Genomic DNA, 281 nt, shown 5'->3' with positions numbered 1-281 from the left:
TCCTCGGTGACCGCCATCGGGATGGCGCGCTCGGTGCCGCAGTCGACCTCGCGGCCGATGACGTCCTGCGACACGTCGACCAGACGACGGGTCAGGTACCCGGAGTCCGCGGTCCGCAGCGCGGTGTCCGCCAGACCCTTACGGGTGCCGTGCGTGGAGATGAAGTACTCCAGCACCGACAGGCCCTCGCGGTACGAGGCCTTGATCGGACGCGGGATGAACTCGCCCTTGGGGTTCGCGACCAGACCCTTCATACCCGCCAGCTGGCGGATCTGGGTCAT

1 protein-coding gene is annotated in these 281 nt (G+C 68.0%); it reads right to left on the bottom strand.

The annotated features are described in order from the left end of the window. Positions 1-281 (bottom strand): hypothetical protein (locus tag DBV35_RS29915; RefSeq protein WP_157962135.1); only part of this gene is annotated, 281 nt, incomplete at both ends.

Source organism: Acuticoccus kandeliae (assembly GCF_003073115.1).
The sequence above is the reverse complement of the archived record's forward strand: the minus strand, read 5'-3'. Positions and strand labels throughout refer to the sequence as shown.